Source organism: Streptomyces sp. NPDC059355, assembly GCF_042752335.1.
Classification (GTDB): domain Bacteria; phylum Actinomycetota; class Actinomycetes; order Streptomycetales; family Streptomycetaceae; genus Streptomyces.
In genome coordinates, this window is sequence record NZ_JBHYXN010000042.1 from 19,932 (window position 1) to 35,823 (window position 15,892).

At 72.9% G+C, this 15,892-nt stretch carries 9 protein-coding genes and 1 riboswitch; of the genes, 7 read left to right on the plus strand and 2 right to left on the minus strand.

What is annotated here, in order from left to right; all coding sequences use genetic code 11:
- The first annotated feature begins 384 nt into the window (after nucleotides 1-384).
- From ACFXGI_RS30450 to ACFXGI_RS30465, 4 genes are all read left to right on the plus strand, one after another.
- Entirely contained in the window at nucleotides 385-1,848 is a 1,464-nt protein-coding gene (locus ACFXGI_RS30450) for an NCS2 family permease (RefSeq protein ID WP_384713481.1), read from the plus strand.
- Between the two features lie 74 nt (nucleotides 1,849-1,922).
- On the plus strand, nucleotides 1,923-3,086 hold the full coding sequence (locus tag ACFXGI_RS30455) for an XdhC family protein (RefSeq protein ID WP_384713485.1): 1,164 nt from the start codon (nucleotides 1,923-1,925) through the stop codon (nucleotides 3,084-3,086).
- Between the two features lie 124 nt (nucleotides 3,087-3,210).
- On the plus strand, nucleotides 3,211-4,488 hold the full coding sequence (locus ACFXGI_RS30460) for a YncE family protein (RefSeq protein ID WP_384713488.1): 1,278 nt from the start codon (nucleotides 3,211-3,213) through the stop codon (nucleotides 4,486-4,488).
- Between the two features lie 68 nt (nucleotides 4,489-4,556).
- Nucleotides 4,557-5,789, plus strand: coding sequence for a GNAT family N-acetyltransferase (locus tag ACFXGI_RS30465; protein WP_384713491.1), 1,233 nt, complete (start codon nucleotides 4,557-4,559; stop codon nucleotides 5,787-5,789).
- 82 nt (nucleotides 5,790-5,871) lie between these two features.
- Here ACFXGI_RS30465 and ACFXGI_RS30470 read toward each other — a convergent pair whose 3' ends face one another.
- On the minus strand, nucleotides 5,872-8,103 hold the full coding sequence (locus tag ACFXGI_RS30470; RefSeq protein WP_384713494.1) for a germacradienol/geosmin synthase: 2,232 nt from the start codon (nucleotides 8,101-8,103) through the stop codon (nucleotides 5,872-5,874).
- Nucleotides 8,104-8,353: 250 nt separating this feature from the next.
- The gene (gene cobN, locus ACFXGI_RS30475) at nucleotides 8,354-11,962 is read right to left on the minus strand and encodes a cobaltochelatase subunit CobN (RefSeq protein WP_384713497.1); all 3,609 of its coding nucleotides are present in this window, start codon (nucleotides 11,960-11,962) and stop codon (nucleotides 8,354-8,356) included.
- Between the two features lie 33 nt (nucleotides 11,963-11,995).
- Nucleotides 11,996-12,132: riboswitch (cobalamin riboswitch) on the minus strand.
- Nucleotides 12,133-12,271: 139 nt separating this feature from the next.
- Between cobN and cobG the strand changes: the two genes are divergently transcribed.
- From cobG to ACFXGI_RS30490, 3 genes are read left to right on the plus strand one after another with little or no spacing between them, the layout of a single operon-like run.
- Nucleotides 12,272-13,609, plus strand: coding sequence for a precorrin-3B synthase (cobG, locus tag ACFXGI_RS30480; protein WP_384713501.1), 1,338 nt, complete (start codon nucleotides 12,272-12,274; stop codon nucleotides 13,607-13,609).
- Nucleotides 13,606-14,253: a precorrin-8X methylmutase gene (locus ACFXGI_RS30485; protein WP_132759322.1), complete on the plus strand. Its 648-nt coding sequence runs from the start codon at nucleotides 13,606-13,608 to the stop codon at nucleotides 14,251-14,253. Before cobG ends, ACFXGI_RS30485 begins: the two co-directional genes overlap by 4 nt.
- On the plus strand, nucleotides 14,250-15,755 hold the full coding sequence (locus ACFXGI_RS30490; RefSeq protein WP_384713505.1) for a precorrin-2 C(20)-methyltransferase: 1,506 nt from the start codon (nucleotides 14,250-14,252) through the stop codon (nucleotides 15,753-15,755). The genes ACFXGI_RS30485 and ACFXGI_RS30490 overlap by 4 nt, the downstream gene beginning before the upstream one ends.
- The last annotated feature ends 137 nt before the right edge of the window (nucleotides 15,756-15,892 follow it).

Below are 15,892 nucleotides of genomic sequence, written 5' to 3' on the forward strand. Positions count from 1 at the left end.
GGAGACAGATCACGACGCCGTACATCACGCACATGGCCATGGCCTGCGGCCAGGTCATCAGACTCTCCGGGCGGTGTGACACCGGGAACGTCACACTTCCTGTCCACCGCCCGGAGCCAGAAGTCCGGAGTACGAAGAACCGCACCGCTCGCGGTCGTTCCACCGGCATTACCCCCACCGCAACACCCGGTGGCCCCGGCACCCCGGAGCCGTCGCCGGCACCACACCAGTACCGCAGAACCCCCGCAGTACCCGCAGTACACGCAGTGCATTTCGCGTCGCCTCGGGCCGTCACCCCGGGTCGTGCAGCCAAACGGAGTTTCCCAAATCCCGCGTCTCCAATCTTCATGCGGGTGCCCCTTTGAACCTTGGGAGTTAGGCACCATGACCCAGTCGTCTGTGGAGCCCAAGACCAGCGCGGAAGAGGCCGGCGACGGCTCTCGCACCCCCGCCGGGCGTTCTTGGCTCGACCGGTACTTTCACATCACGCACAGAGGTTCCAGCGTCGGCAATGAGATTCGTGGCGGAGTCACGACCTTCATGGCCATGGCGTACATCCTCCTGCTCAACCCGCTGATCCTCTCCGGCAAGGACGTCGCCGGAGACACCATGAGCCAGAAGGCTCTCATCACCGCCACGGCCTTCGCCGCGGCCCTGACCACGCTCCTCATGGGCTTCGTCGGCAAGGTCCCGCTGGCCCTGGCCGCCGGACTGTCGGTCTCCGGCGTGCTCTCCTCGCAGGTCGCACCCCAGATGACCTGGCCGCAGGCCATGGCCATGTGCGTGATGTACGGCGTCGTGATCTGTCTCCTGGTCGTCACCGGCCTCCGAGAGATGATCATGAACGCGATCCCCCTCGCGCTCAAGCACGCCATCACCATGGGCATCGGCATGTTCGTCGCCCTGATCGGCCTCGTGAAGGCCGGCTTCGTCGGCAACGGCGGAGAGTTCGCTCCTCCGGTCCAGCTCGGCCCGGTCGGCCAGCTCTCCGGCTGGCCCGTCCTGATCTTCTGCGTCACCCTGCTCGCCATCTTCATGCTGCAGGCCCGCAAGGTCCCCGGCGCGATCCTGATCGGCATCATCGGCGGCACCGTGATCGCCGCGATCGTCAACGCTGTCGCCGACGTCGACCCGAAGGCCTGGAAGAACGGTGCGCCCACCCTGGACGGGTCCGCCATCTCGATGCCGGACTTCTCGCTCTTCGGCCAGGTCTCCTTCGGCGGCTGGGGCGACGTCGGGGCCATGACGATCGGCATGATCGTCTTCACCCTGGTGCTCGCCGGCTTCTTCGACGCGATGGCCACCATCATCGGCGTCGGCACCGAGGCCAAGCTGGCCGACGACAAGGGCCGCATGCCGGGCCTGTCGAAGGCGCTGTTCATCGACGGCGCCGGCGGTGCCATCGGCGGCCTGACCGGCGGTTCCGGCCAGACCGTGTTCGTCGAGTCCGCCACCGGCGTCGGCGAGGGTGCCCGTACGGGCCTCGCCTCGGTCGTCACCGGCCTCTTCTTCGCGGCCTGCCTCTTCTTCACCCCGATCACGCAGATCGTCCCGGGTGAGGTCGCCTCCGCGGCCCTGGTCGTCATCGGCGCGATGATGATGCAGAACGCCCGCCACGTGGACTGGGCCGACAGCGCGACCGCCATCCCGGTCTTCCTGACCGTGGCGCTCATGCCCTTCACGTACTCGATCACCGCAGGTGTCGCCGCCGGCGTGATCTCGTACGTGGCCATCAAGATCGCACAGGGCAAGGCCCGTGAGATCGGTGCCTTCATGTGGGCGCTGACCGTGATCTTCGTGATCTTCTTCGCGGAGCACCCCATCGAGGCATGGCTCGGGGTGAAGTGAGGCGGCGCCGGTGATCCGGCCCTGACCCTCCACGCATCCGATACTGGTAACCGAACCCCTCCGAGGAGGCCGCAATGCTGGACATCGCCGAAGAACTGAACCGGTGGGTCGAGCAGGGACGTGACTTCGCCGTCGCCACCGTGGTGGCGGTCGGCGGGAGTGCGCCCCGGCAGCCCGGAGCCGCGCTCGCCGTCGACAGCGGGGGCACGGCCATCGGATCGGTCTCCGGCGGATGCGTGGAGGGCGCGGTGTACGAGCTGTGCCGGCAGGCGCTGGAGGACGGCGAGACCGTCCGGGAGCGCTTCGGGTACAGCGACGACGATGCCTTCGCCGTGGGCCTGACCTGCGGCGGGATCATCGACATCCTCATCACCCCGGTGCCCGTGGGATCCCCCGCCCGGGAGGTGTTCGCGGCCGCGCTGGCGGCGGCCTCCCGCGGGGAGGCCGCGGCGGTCGCCCGGATCGCGGAAGGGCCGGCCGAGCTCCTGGGGCGTGCCGTGCTCGTCCGGGGCGAGGGCGGCTTCGAGGGCGGTTTCGGGGGACACCCCGAGCTGGACCGCACCATCGCCGAGGAGGCCCGCGCCATGCTCGACGCCGGCCGGACCGGTGTGCTGGAGATCGGCGCCGACGGCCGGCTCTGCGGAGAGCCGCTGAAGGTGCTCGTCGAGTCCAGCGTCCCGCCGCCGCGGATGATCGTCTTCGGCGCGATCGATTTCGCGTCCGCCCTGGTGCGGATCGGCAAGTTCCTCGGCTACCACGTCACCCTGTGTGACGCCCGGCCCGTATTCGCGACGAAGAACCGTTTCCCCGAGGCGGACGAGATCACCGTCGAATGGCCGCACCGCTACCTGGAGGCCCAGTCCTCGGCGGGCGCGGTGGACGGCCGGACCGTCCTGTGCGTGCTCACCCACGATGCCAAATTCGACGTCCCGCTCCTCGAACTGGCCCTGAAGCTGCCTGTCGCGTACGTCGGCGCCATGGGCTCCCGCCGCACCCACGAGGACCGCAACAAGCGGCTCCGGGACGTCGGCGTGACCGAGCTGGAGCTCGCCCGGCTGCGCTCCCCGATCGGCCTGGACCTCGGCGCCCGCTCCCCGGAGGAGACCGCGCTGTCCATTGCCGCCGAGATCGTCGCCAACCGCCGCGGCGGCACGGGCGCGGCGCTCACCGGGGCGCCCATACCGATCCACCCGGACACCTCGACGGCGGTGATCGGCCGGATCGGCTCGGTCGCCTGAAGGGCGGCGCCGGAACGGCGCTTGAGGCGAACTCAGGGCGTGACCCCGTGGGGGTTGCGTCCTTCTGCCGTCCCGCCTATTTTACCGGCCGGTAACAGCGCCTTCCTTTGACGGAGTTGAGCGGATGTCCCGGACTGCACGCACCCCCCGCACCCCCCGCACCCCCCGCACCCCCCGCACCCTCGCACGTACGCTCCTCGCCGGCTCCGTGCTGGCCGCTGCCGCCCTCGTGGCCGGGCCCGCGGCGGCCGACGGCCCCGCCGTCCGCGAGGTGCTCTTCGTCGGGAACAACTGGGAGGGCACCGCCGATGTGCTCGCCTCCACCGGCGACCTCGCCAAGATCGGCCGGCTCGACATGATCCCCGACAAGGAGGAGCGGCTCCGGGAGATCTACCTCAACCCGATCAAGCTCGCCTTCTTCCTCGGAATCCGGGGCGGCGCGGGCGAGGGCCACGACCAGTTCGTCGACGACATGTACACCACCCCCGACGGCTCCGCCGTGGTCGCCTCCCGCCCCAGCTTCGCCGACGTCGTCTCGATCGACGTGCGCACGGGCCGGATCAACTGGCGCTTCCCCGTCGCCGGCTTCCGCTCCGACCACATGGCGGTCTCCCCGGACGGCACCCGGGTCGCGGTCTCCGCCTCCACCGCCAACACCGTGCACGTCCTCGACATCGCCACCGGGCGGCAGCTCGGCTCCTTCCCGACCGGCGACAAACCCCACGAGAACACCTTCAGCCGCGACGGCCGCTTCCTGTGGAACAGCTCCATCGGGGACGTGACCTCCGCGCTCGACGCGCCCTGGCTCGACTGGACGAAGGGCGACCGGAAGATCACCGTCGTCGACGCGCAGACGTTCCGCACGGTCCGCGTGATCGACATGCGCGCGCGGCTCGACGCCTTCGGCCGCCCGGACCTCTCCGACGCCGTCCGCCCGATGTCCTTCAGCCCCGACGAGTCGAAGCTCTACTTCCAGGTGTCCTTCTTCAACGGGGTCGTCGAGTACGACGTGGCCTCCGACCGGATCACCCGGATCAAGGAGCTGCCCCGCAACCCCGCCACCAACCCTGACCGCACCACCTGGGTCAACGACTCCCGCCACCACGGCATGTCCATGAGCCCGGACGGGACGAAGCTCTGCGTCGCGGGCACCATGGACGACTACGCCACCGTCGTGGACCGCGCCTCCCTCACCGAGCGGCCGCTGGTGCCCGCGAACAAGCCGTACTGGGCCACCGTCGACGGGGACGGCACGGCCTGCGTGATCTCCGAGAGCGGCGCGGACCAGGTCACCGCCATCGACTTCGCGACCGGGACCAAGCGGGTGTCCGTCCCCGTCGGAGACCACCCGCAGCGTGTCCGCCTCGGCCACGTCCCCACGGGCTGGACGGGCCCGCGGTAGCGGCGCCCACCGGCCACCCCGGCCCTTATGGGGTGACCGGTCTGCGATGACCGATTAGTCTCCGGATCATGGTGGACATCCGTGAGGTACCCGAAGCCGACATCGACCGCGCTCTGGAGCTCGCGTACCTGGTCTTCCACGACCGCCCCGAACCGGAGGGCCGCGAACGCCACCACGCCCTCCTGCGCCACTGCGCGCGCCTCGGCGCCTACGACGGGGACGCGCTGGTCGGGTTCATGGCCGCGCACGAGTTCCGGCTCTCGGTGCCCGGGGCGGACCTGCCCTGCCCCGGGCTCACCTTCGTCAGCGTCGCCCCCACCCACCGCCGCCGCGGCGTGCTCACCGCGCTGATGGACGAGCAGTTGCGGCGCACGGGCGCCGCGGGCAGCCCGATCGCCGCCCTGTGGGCCTCCGAATCCGCCATCTACGGCCGCTTCGGCTACGGTTCGGCCACCCAGGGCGCCACCATCGAGATCGACTCCACGCGCCCGCTGGCCCTGCGCATCGAGCCGGACCCGCGCCCGCTGCGGCTGGTCGACCCGCAGGACGCGCTCGCGGTGATCGGTCCGTACCACGAGGCCGCCCGCGCCGGGCGGGCCGGCCGCCCGACCCGCGACGCGGAGCGCTGGAGCGAGTCCTGGCTGTGCGAACAGGACGAGGAGGACGAGGAGTTGGGCCCGCCCCGGATCATCGTCCTCGGCGATCCCGGCAAGCCGATCGCGGGGTACGTGCTCTACCGCACGAAGCACGAGGGTGACGGCGGCCCCGCCCGCAGCCCCGGCCTGGTCCGCGTGGACGAACTGGAGGCGGACACCCCGGCGGTGGCCGCCGCCCTGTGGGACTGCCTGGCCGGCCTCGATCTGACCGGCAGGGTCTGCGCGTGGGGCCGGCCGCAGGACGACCCGCTGCTGCGGTTCGCCGCCGACCGGGACCAGGTCAGGGTCACCGCCCAGTTCCCGGCGCTCTGGCTGCGCCTGGTCGACGTACGGGCGGCGCTGACCCGGCGGTCCTGGGCCGCGCCGGTGGAGGTGGTGCTGGAGCTGGCCGACGTACGGCTGCCGGCGAACGCGGGGCGGTTCCGCCTGAAGGCGGGGCCGGGCGGGGCGACGTACGAGCCCGCGGCGGCCCCCGCCGACCTGGAGCTGGAGGTACGCGACCTCGCGGCCTGCTACCTGGGCGGGACGCGGGTCGCCGAGCTGGTCGCCGCGGGACTGGTGGCGGAGCGGACACCCGGAGCGGCGGCGGCCCTCGACGCGGCCCTGCACACCCCGCTGCTGCCGCACACGGCGGACGAGTTCTGAGGCGTACGGGGCCGCGCGGGGGCCGGCGCCCGGGCGGCGGGGGCGGGCGAGCGGACCGCCCCCGCCGCCGGGCTCCGCGGGATCAGGCGGGCAGGGAGATCCGGGCCGCCGCCATGCCGAAGGAGGAGCTCAGGCCGAGCCGCGCCCCCCGGGCGCCCCCGGCGCTCTTCGGATGCAGGTCCTCGTCGCGGTAACGGCGCACACTCTGGTGCCAGTTGAGGACGGCGGCCATCCAGTCCTCCAACTCCCGCACGTACGCGTCGAGCGAGGCCCGCGCCTGCGGCCCGAGGCCGTGGTCCTCGTACAGCACCGGCAGCTGGTGGTCGCGGATGTGCTCGAACTCCTCGGTGCGCTGCACCATCAGGTCGGCGACGATCGCGAACGCCTGCGGATAGCCGATGTCGAAGAAGTTCTGGGTGACGAGGACGTGGTTGTGCACCTCGCCCTCGACCTCGATCTCCTTCTGGTACGAGAACAGGTCGTTGGTGATGCACCCGACGTCCGCCGCCGCGCTCTCCAGCGAGCGCATCACCCCGTCCCGGTAGACCTCGGGCGGCACGCCGTCGCCCTCGTGGCCGAATTTGGCCAGGAACATCGTCATGTACGTGCCGAAGGTGAAACGGCGCATCTCGGCGTAGTCGACCGGGTCCGGAATCCGGTTCACGACGGCGTTGCCGATCTCCCAGACCCAGCTGTCCAGCATCCCGATGACGTGCCCGCGGAACTCCGCGCGCATCGCGGGGCTCATCCCGGCGACGGTCCGGGCCCACAGGTCCTTCAGGCTCCGCTCCATCGCGGTGACCGGCTCCGGGGCCTCGGCCGGATCGACCGGGACCATGGAGATCAGCCGGTCGGTCGCCGCCCGGGCGGCTCCCGGGGATTTCGCCCCGGCGAACACCTTGGGGTAGTAGTCGTCCGCGTACGTGCCCCAGGTCAGCCACTGCGCGCTCAGGCACAGCGCCCCGGCGGTGGCGTCGGGGTCGATGCCCGCCGCGCACAGGGCGAAGTCCATGCCGACCAGCTTGTCCTCGTCCCAGATGTCGGAGCCCGGATCGCCGGGCTGCGGGTCCAGCAGGCCCATCTCCCGGGACCAGAGCACCAGTTCGCGGCGGGCCAGGTCCAGGTGCGGGCTGAGCGTGAGCGCGAACGGCATGTGGAAGTCGGGCAGCAGGGAAGGGCCCACCTTCTGGAACGGCACGTGCGTGAAGCTGCGCCGGCGCAGCTCCGTGGAGCGGGGGGTGAACAGCGAGCGCAGGTCGAGGGCGGCGGTGCCCGGTCCGGTGGGCAGGAAGGGCAGCGTGAGCGGGGCCGCGGCCGCCCCCTTGGCCTCCTGGTTCATGTAGCGGCTGGAGACCATGTGCCATTCGTGGCCGCCGGACTGCCAGTCCTGCAGGCCCTTCGCGTACGCGAGTACGGACGCCATCTCGACGGGGTCGAGCCCGTGCTGCGCGGCGAGTGCGGGGACCTCGGCGAGGGCCGTGTGCTCGAACTGCTGGAGCCGCGAGGTCAGCAGGTCGTTCGACAGGTCGGCGGCCTCCTGGGTGGTGCAGCCCAGGAAGGTCTCCAGGACCAGGACAGCGTTGGAGAGTTCGCCCTCCTGCTCCACCTCGCGCTGGTAGGAGAAGAGGTCGTTGCGGATGTGCACCGCGTCGGAGAAGGCGTCGCGGAGGACCTCGAGCGGGCGCGCGTGCGCGACGCGGGCCGGCACCTCGGCGGACACGTACTCGACCAGTCCGGCGGACCACGGGGCGCCGCCGACCTTGCGGCGCATCTCGATGTATTCGAGCGGGTTGGCCACACGGCCGATGTTGATGTTGTGGAGCTCCCACATCGACTCGTCGAGGAGGTTCCGCGTCGACTCGGAGAACCGTTCCCTCCAGTCCATCGACATCGCCGGCACGGTCCGCGACCACAGATCCTTGAGACCCGCCTCGACCGGGTTCGTCGGCTCGGGGAACCCGTCGGCGAGATCCATCGGCATGAAGGCGGCCAGCCCGTCGAGGTACTTCTTGGCGCCCTCGCGGTCCTGGGTGCGCTTGTACACCTCCAGGAAGTGGTCATCGAAGAAGAAGACCCACACGTACCAGTCGGTGACCAGGTCGAGCGCGTCGCCGCCGCAGTCGGGGTGGGTGTACGAGCACAGCAGCGCGTAGTCGTGCGCGTCGAGGTCCCGCTCGTCCCAGACGCCCGACCCCTCCAGCATCCCGAAGCCGCGGGCCCACCGCTTGGTGTGCGCTCGCGCGGCCTCCAGATGGGGATTCAGGCGCGCCGGATACGGCACATAGAAATCCGGCAGTTGAAACGGCTGTGTCACGGCGGGCTGGACCTTTCGTCCGAGGGCGCGGGGGCCCCTGCCTGCGCCCCCCGCACGAGATCAGCAGGGCCCTGCCCCACCCGCCGTCGATACAAGGAAGAGTTCACCGCATCAGGTGACCCGTCAGCCGTTCCGCGCCACGCGCGCCCGGCGGCGGTTAGCGGTCCGGTTCCCGCCGTACGCATGGGGCGGACGACGGAGGGGTGAGGCCCCGGACAGGACCTCACCCCTCGGTGTTCAGGGCCGTGCGTTACTCCGAGTCGGCCTCGAGGTTGCCTTCCGTGTCCAGGTAGACCTGGCGGAGGGATTCCAGGATCTGAGGGTCCGGCTTTTCCCACATGCCGCGGGACTCGGCCTCCAGGAGGCGTTCCGCGATGCCGTGCAGGGCCCAGGGGTTGGCCTCCTCCAGGAAGGCGCGGTTGGTCGGGTCCAGGACGTACGTCTCCGTCAGCTTGTCGTACATCCAGTCCGCCACCACGCCCGTCGTGGCGTCGTAGCCGAAGAGGTAGTCCACCGTCGCCGCGAGTTCGAAGGCGCCCTTGTAGCCGTGGCGGCGCATCGCCTCGATCCACTTCGGGTTCACCACACGGGCGCGGAAGACGCGGGACGTCTCCTCCACCAGCGTGCGGGTCTTGACCGTCTCGGGGCGGGTCGAGTCGCCGATGTACGCCTCCGGGGCCGTGCCGCGCAGGGCGCGGACCGTGGCCACCATGCCGCCGTGGTACTGGAAGTAGTCGTCCGAGTCGGCGATGTCGTGCTCGCGGGTGTCCGTGTTCTTCGCGGCCACCGTGATCCGCTTGTACGCCGTCTCCATCTCGGCGCGGGCGGGGCGGCCCTCCAGGCCGCGGCCGTACGCGTAGCCGCCCCAGACCGTGTAGACCTCCGCGAGGTCGGCGTCCGTACGCCAGTCGCGGGAGTCGATCAGCTGGAGGATGCCGGCGCCGTACGTGCCCGGGCGCGAGCCGAAGATACGGGTCGTCGCCCGGCGCTCGTCGCCGTGCTCGGCCAGGTCCGCCTGCGCGTGGGCACGGACGAAGTTCTGGTCGGCGGGCTCGTCCAGCCCCGCCGCCAGTCGTACCGCGTCGTCCAGCAGGCCGATGACGTGCGGGAACGCGTCCCGGAAGAAGCCCGAGATACGCAGGGTCACGTCGATGCGGGGGCGGCCCAGCTCGTCGAGCGGGATCGGCTCCAGGCCCGTGACGCGGCGCGAGGCCTCGTCCCAGACCGGGCGGACGCCCAGCAGGGCGAGCGCCTCCGCCACGTCGTCGCCGGAGGTGCGCATCGCACTCGTGCCCCACAGGGACAGGCCGACCGAGGCCGGCCACTCGCCGTTGTCCGTGCGGTAGCGGGTGAGGAGGGAGTCGGCCAGCGCCTGGCCCGTCTCCCACGCGAGGCGGGAGGGGACGGCCTTCGGGTCGACCGAGTAGAAGTTCCGGCCCGTGGGCAGGACGTTCACCAGGCCGCGCAGGGGGGAACCGGACGGGCCCGCCGGGACGAAGCGGCCGTCGAGGGCCGCCACCACGTTCGCGATCTCGTCCGTCGTGCCGGCCAGCCGCGGGACCACCTCGCGGGCGGCGAAGTCCAGTACGGCCGCCACGTCGGCCGAGTGGCCGGCCGCGACCGAAGCCACCGCCTCCGGAGCCCAGTTCGCGTCCTCCATCGCCTGGACCAGCGCGCGGGCCGCCTCCTCCGCCTCGTCGGCGGTCGTACGGGTGGCCGCGGACTCGTCCAGGCCGAGCGCCTCGCGCAGGCCGGGCAGGGCCGTCGTACCGCCCCAGATCTGGCGGGCGCGCAGGATCGCGAGGACCAGGTTGACCCGGGCCGCACCGGTCGGGGCGCCGCCCAGGACGTGCAGTCCGTCGCGGATCTGGGCGTCCTTGACCTCGCACAGCCAGCCGTCGACGTGCAGCAGGAAGTCGTCGAAGCCCTCGTCGTCGGGACGCTCCTCCAGCCCCAGGTCGTGGTGGAGCTTCGCGGCCTGGATCAGCGTCCAGATCTGCGCGCGGATCGCCGGCAGCTTCGCCGGGTCCATCGCCGAGATCTGCGCGTACTCGTCGAGGTGCTGCTCCAGGCGGGCGATGTCGCCGTACGACTCCGCGCGCGCCATCGGCGGCACCAGGTGGTCGACCAGGGTGGCGTGCACGCGCCGCTTGGCCTGGGTGCCCTCGCCCGGGTCGTTGACCAGGAACGGGTAGATCAGCGGCAGGTCGCCGAGCGCGGCATCGGGCGCGCAGGCCGCCGACAGGCCGGCGTTCTTGCCCGGCAGCCACTCCAGGTTGCCGTGCTTGCCCAGGTGGATCATCGCGTCGGCGCCGAAACCGCCGTCCTCCGCGCGCGCCTGGATCCAGCGGTACGCGGCCAGGTAGTGGTGCGAGGGCGGCAGGTCCGGGTCGTGGTAGATCGCGATCGGGTTCTCGCCGAAACCGCGCGGCGGCTGGATCAGGATGAGCAGGTTCCCGCGGCGCAGCGCCGCGAGGACGATGTCGCCCTCCGGGTTGGCCGAGCGGTCCACGAACATGTTGCCCGGGGCCTCGCCCCAGTGCTCCTCGACGCTTTCGCGCAGTTCGGCGGGGAGCTCGGCGAACCACCGCTTGTAGTCGGCGGCCGGGATGCGGACCGGGTTGCGGGCCAGCTGTTCCTCGGTCAGCCAGTCCTGGTCGTGGCCGCCGGCCGCGATCAGGGCGCGGATCAGCTCGTCGCCGTCGCCCGAGACCAGGCCCGGGACGTCCTCGACGGGGCCGAAGTCGTATCCGCCCGCGATGAGGGTGCGCAGCAGCTCCACGGCGCTGGCCGGGGTGTCGAGGCCGACCGCGTTGCCGATGCGGGAGTGCTTGGTGGGGTACGCGGAGAGGACGAGCGCGACCTTCTTGTCGCGCCGCTCGATGTGCCGCAGCCGGGCGTGCCGGACGGCGATGCCGGCCACGCGGGCGGCGCGCTCCGGGTCGGCCACGTACGCGGGCAGGCCGTCCTCGTCGAACTCCTTGAAGGAGAACGGGACGGTGATCAGGCGGCCGTCGAACTCGGGCACGGCGACCTGCGTCGCGGCGTCGAGCGGGGAGAGGCCCTCGTCGTTCTCCTCCCAGGCGCTGCGCGAGCCGGTCAGGCACAGGGCCTGCAGGATCGGCACGCCGAGCCCGGCGAGCGCGCCCGCGTCCCAGGACTCGTCGTCGCCGCCGGCCGAGGCCGTCGCGGGCTTGGTGCCGCCGGCCGCGAGCACCGTGGTGACGATCGCGTCCGCCGACTCCAGCCGGGCGATGAGCTCCGGCTCGGGGGCGCGCAGGGAGGACACGTACAGCGGTACGGGCGTCCCGCCGGTCTCCACGATCGCGTCGCACAGCGCGTGCACGAAGGCGGTGTTGCCGCTCATCTGGTGGGCGCGGTAGTACAGCACCGCGATGCGCGGGCCGTACGGGCGCACCGGGGTGCGCTCCAGCGGGCCCCAGGTGGGCGCCGCGGCGGGCGGCTCGAAGCCGTGGCCGGTGAGCAGCACGGTGTCGGAGAGGAAGCGCGCCAGCTGGTCCAGGTTGGCGGGGCCGCCGTGGGCGAGGTAGCCGTGCGCCTCGGCCGCGATGCCGATCGGGACCGTCGAGGCCTCCATCAGCTGGGCGTCCGGGGCCTGTTCGCCGGTGAGGACGACCACCGGGCGGGTCTGGGCCGGCGCCAGGAGCAGGTCCAGGCCGTCCTGCCAGGCGCGCAGGCCGCCCAGGAGGCGTACGACGACCAGGTCGACGCCGTCGAGCAGGGCGGGGAGGTCGTCGAGGGGAAGGCGGGAGGGGTTCGCGAACCGGTACGGCACGGGGCCGTCCGCGGCGCGGGCGCTGAGCAGATCGGTGTCGGACGTCGACAGCAGCAGGATCATGCGGCGGCATGCCTTCCTCGGGGTTTCCGCGCCCCGGGCAGTGAGGACAGCGGGAGTTCCTGACTCACCCGGCGGATCGCTCCGCGGGGTTCACAGTGGCGGGACCGCGCCGGATTCGCACCGGGCTTCCTCCCAGCGGGCCACGTGGCTCCGCCGGTGGTCATCTTAGGCGGCGTTCTCGCCGGCCGGGAGTGGGGGTGGCCGCGCCCGGGGAGCGGATCGGGGCAGGTCGGGCGGAGGGCGGGGCGTACGGGGCGGGTGGTGACGGACACAGGCCGGGGGCGGTGAATCGTGGGTATGCTCGCCGCCATGCCGCCCCAGCCCCCTTCCGCCGTATCGCGGGACGAACCGGTCATACGTGACCGCGGTGACGCCTGCCCCGGTGCGCTGCGGCTGCACGCGGCGGACGACGGGTACCTGGCCCGGATCCGGATACCCGGCGGGATGCTCGACGCGGACGCGGCCCTGGCGCTGGCCGATGCGGCGGACCGGCTCGGCGACGGGCACATCGACCTCACCTCGCGCGGGAACGCCCAGCTGCGCGGGCTCGGCGCGAGCTGCGGGGGCGAGCTGCAGGGCGTGCTCGTACGCGCCGGGCTGCTGCCCGCGCCCACCCACGAGCGGGTCCGCAACATCGTCGCCTCGCCGCTGACCGGCCTGGACCGGCGCGGTCTGCCCGATGTGGCGCCCTGGGTCGCGGAGCTGGACCGGCTGCTGTGCGCGAGCGGGGCGGCGGCCGGGCTGTCCGGGCGCTTCCTGTTCGCCCTCGACGACGGACGCGGGGACGTGACCTCGCTCGACGCCGATGTGAACCTGGCCGCGGTCCGGGACGGGGAGCGGGCCCTGCTGTGGACCGCCGACCCCGCGGACGCCCTGCTCGTGGCCGCCGCCGATGGGCCGCGGGCCGCGCTCGCCGCCGCCTCGTACTTCCTGGACGCCGTCCGCCGGGCCGGTACCCGGGCCTGGCGGGTGTCCGAGCTGCCCGCCGAACAGGCCCTGCGTTCCGGCGGGTTGGGGGACCGTCTGACCGCCGCCGGGATCCCGGCCTCCGTCGTACGGGGCTCAGCCGGCCCGCGCGCGGCGGCCCCCGAACCGGGCGTGGTGGAAGGGCCCGAGGGCACCGCGGCGCTCAGCGTGTTCGCGCCGCTGGGCCGCCTGACCACCGCGCAGTGGCGCCGCCTGGCCGGCCTCACGGGCCGTGTCCGTCTGACCCCTTGGCGCGGGATCGTCGTTCCCGGCCTGCCCGCCCGTGCCGCCGAGGACGCCCTCGCCGGGCTCGCCGGGGCCGGGCTCGTGACCGGCCCCGCCGATCCCTGGCGGTCCGTCACCGCCTGTACGGGACGGCCGGGTTGCGCGAAATCCCGCGCGGACGTACGCGCCGACGCGCGGGCCGTCGTAGCGCAGGCACAGCCGCAGCCGCACGCGCACCCGCAGGGGACCCGGCCGCTGCCCGTGCACTGGTCCGGCTGCGAACGCCGGTGCGGGCACCCCCGCGGCACCGCCTGGGCGGACGTGGTCGCCACCGCCGACGGGTACGACCTGACCGCCACCGGCCACGCCCCGCAGCGCGGTGTCCCGGCCTCCGAACTTCCCGCGGCCCTCGCGGCCGTACGCCGCACCACCTCCCACGACGCAGCGAAGAAATGAGCGAGTACACAGTGTTCGAGTACGAGAAGGACGGCGCGGCGATCTACCGCCAGTCCTTTGCCACGATCCGCGCCGAGGCGGACCTCTCCGGGCTGCCCGCCTCCGTCGCCCAGGTCGCGGTGCGCATGATCCACGCCTGCGGAATGACCGACCTGCCCCAGGACCTCGGCTACACCCCGGAGGTCGTGCTCCGCGCGCGGGCCGCGCTGCACGCCGGCGCGCCGATCCTCTGCGACGTGCAGATGGTCGCCAGCGGTGTCACCCGCAAGCGGCTGCCCGCGGACAACGAGGTGATCTGCACCCTCTCCGACCCCGCCGTCCCGGCCCTCGCCGCCAAGATGGGCACCACGCGCAGCGCCGCCGCCCTCGAAGTCTGGCGCGACCGCGGTCTGCTGGAGGGCTCCGTGATCGCCGTCGGCAACGCGCCGACCGCGCTGTTCCGGCTGCTGGAGATGATCGAGGAGGGCGCCCCGCGCCCCGCCGCCGTCATCGGCGTCCCGGTCGGCTTCATCGGCGCCGCCGAGTCCAAGGACGCGCTCGCCGCCCACGCCTCCGGGCTCGACCACCTGATCGTGCGCGGCCGGCGCGGCGGCAGCGCCATCGCGGCCGCCGCCGTCAACGCGATCGCGAGCGAGGAAGAATGAGCACCGCAGCCGGTACCGGAAAGCTGTACGGCGTCGGGCTCGGCCCCGGCGACCCCTCCCTGATGACCCTGCGGGCCGTCGAGGTCATCGCCGAGGCCGATGTCGTCGCGTACCACAGCGCCCGCCACGGCCGCTCGATCGCCCGCTCGATCGCCGCGAAGCACCTGCGCGCCGACCACATCGAGGAGCCGCTGGTCTACCCGGTCACCACCGAGACCACCGACCACCCCGGCGGCTACCAGGGCGCGATGGAGGAGTTCTACGAGGCCTCCGCCGCCCGGCTCGCCGCGCACCTCGACGCCGGCCGGACCGTCGCCGTGCTCGCCGAGGGCGACCCGCTCTTCTACGGCTCGTACATGCACATGCACAAGCGGCTCGCCGACCGGTACGAGGCCGAGGTGATCCCCGGTGTGACCTCGGTGAGCGCCGCCGCGGCCCGCCTCGGCACCCCGCTCGTCGAGGGCGAGGAGGTGCTGACGATCCTGCCCGGCACCCTGCCCGAGGAGGAGCTCACCGCCCGCCTCGCCGCCACCGATTCCGCGGTCGTGATGAAGCTCGGCCGCACCTTCCCCGCCGTACGCCGGGCGATGGAGGCCAGCGGCCGCCTCGCGGAGGCCCGGTACGTGGAGCGCGCCACCATGGCGGGGGAGCGGACCGGAGTCCTCGCCGACACCGACCCCGACAGCGTCCCGTACTTCGCCGTCGCCGTCGTGCCCAGCCGCATCGGCAACCCGGGCAGCGTGCCGTCCGGCCCCGGCGAGGTCGTGGTCGTCGGCACCGGACCGGCCGGGCCGCTCTGGCTCACCCCCGAGACGCGGCGGGCGCTGGCCGACGCCGAGGTGCTCGTCGGGTACACCACGTACCTGGACCGGGTCCCCGCGAAGCCGGGTCAGATCCGGCACGGCTCCGACAACAAGGTGGAGTCGGAGCGCGCCGAGTTCGCGCTCGACCTGGCCCGGCGCGGCAAGCGCGTGGCCGTGGTCTCCGGCGGCGACCCGGGCGTCTTCGCCATGGCCACCGCCGTCCTGGAGGTCGCCGGGCAGCCCGAGTACAAGGACGTGCCCGTACGGGTCCTGCCGGGGGTGACCGCCGCCAACGCGGCAGCCGCCGCGGCCGGGGCCCCGCTCGGCCACGACTACGCCACCATCTCCCTGTCGGACCGGCTCAAGCCGTGGGAGGTCATCGCGGAGCGGCTGCGCGCCGCCGCCGCGGCGGACCTGGTGCTCGCCCTGTACAACCCGGGTTCGCGCAGCCGGACCTGGCAGGTGGCGCAGGCCAAGGAGCTGCTGCTGGAGATGCGTTCGGAGCGGACCCCGGTGGTCGTCGCGCGGGACGTGGGCGGTCCGGAGCAGTCGGTCCGTGTCCTTGCGCTCGGCGAACTGGAGCCGTCCGAGGTGGACATGCGTACGATCCTGCTGATCGGCTCCTCGCAGACCCAGGTCACGGAGCGCCCGGACGGCACCCGTGTGACGTGGACCCCGCGCCGCTACCCGGAGGCCTGACCGGCAGCACGGGCGGGCCGCCGCCCCGGGCGCGACGAAGCGCCCGCGGGCGGCCGGCCGCCGGCCATGACGCGGGGGGGGGCGCAGCAACATCGACACCCCCCCCCCCCCCGGCCCACCCACCATCGCAGAATGGG

What these genes read in the sequence shown, in the direction of transcription:
- ACFXGI_RS30450 (WP_384713481.1), top strand. Translation starts at nt 385, where the DNA reads ATGACCCAGTCGTCTGTGGAGCCCAAGACCAGCGCGGAAGAGGCCGGC.
- ACFXGI_RS30455 (WP_384713485.1), top strand. Translation starts at nt 1,923, where the DNA reads ATGCTGGACATCGCCGAAGAACTGAACCGGTGGGTCGAGCAGGGACGT.
- ACFXGI_RS30460 (WP_384713488.1), top strand. Translation starts at nt 3,211, where the DNA reads ATGTCCCGGACTGCACGCACCCCCCGCACCCCCCGCACCCCCCGCACC.
- ACFXGI_RS30465 (WP_384713491.1), top strand. Translation starts at nt 4,557, where the DNA reads ATGGTGGACATCCGTGAGGTACCCGAAGCCGACATCGACCGCGCTCTG.
- cobN (WP_384713497.1), bottom strand. Translation starts at nt 11,962, where the DNA reads ATGATCCTGCTGCTGTCGACGTCCGACACCGATCTGCTCAGCGCCCGC.
- cobG (WP_384713501.1), top strand. Translation starts at nt 12,272, where the DNA reads ATGCCGCCCCAGCCCCCTTCCGCCGTATCGCGGGACGAACCGGTCATA.
- ACFXGI_RS30485 (WP_132759322.1), top strand. Translation starts at nt 13,606, where the DNA reads ATGAGCGAGTACACAGTGTTCGAGTACGAGAAGGACGGCGCGGCGATC.
- ACFXGI_RS30490 (WP_384713505.1), top strand. Translation starts at nt 14,250, where the DNA reads ATGAGCACCGCAGCCGGTACCGGAAAGCTGTACGGCGTCGGGCTCGGC.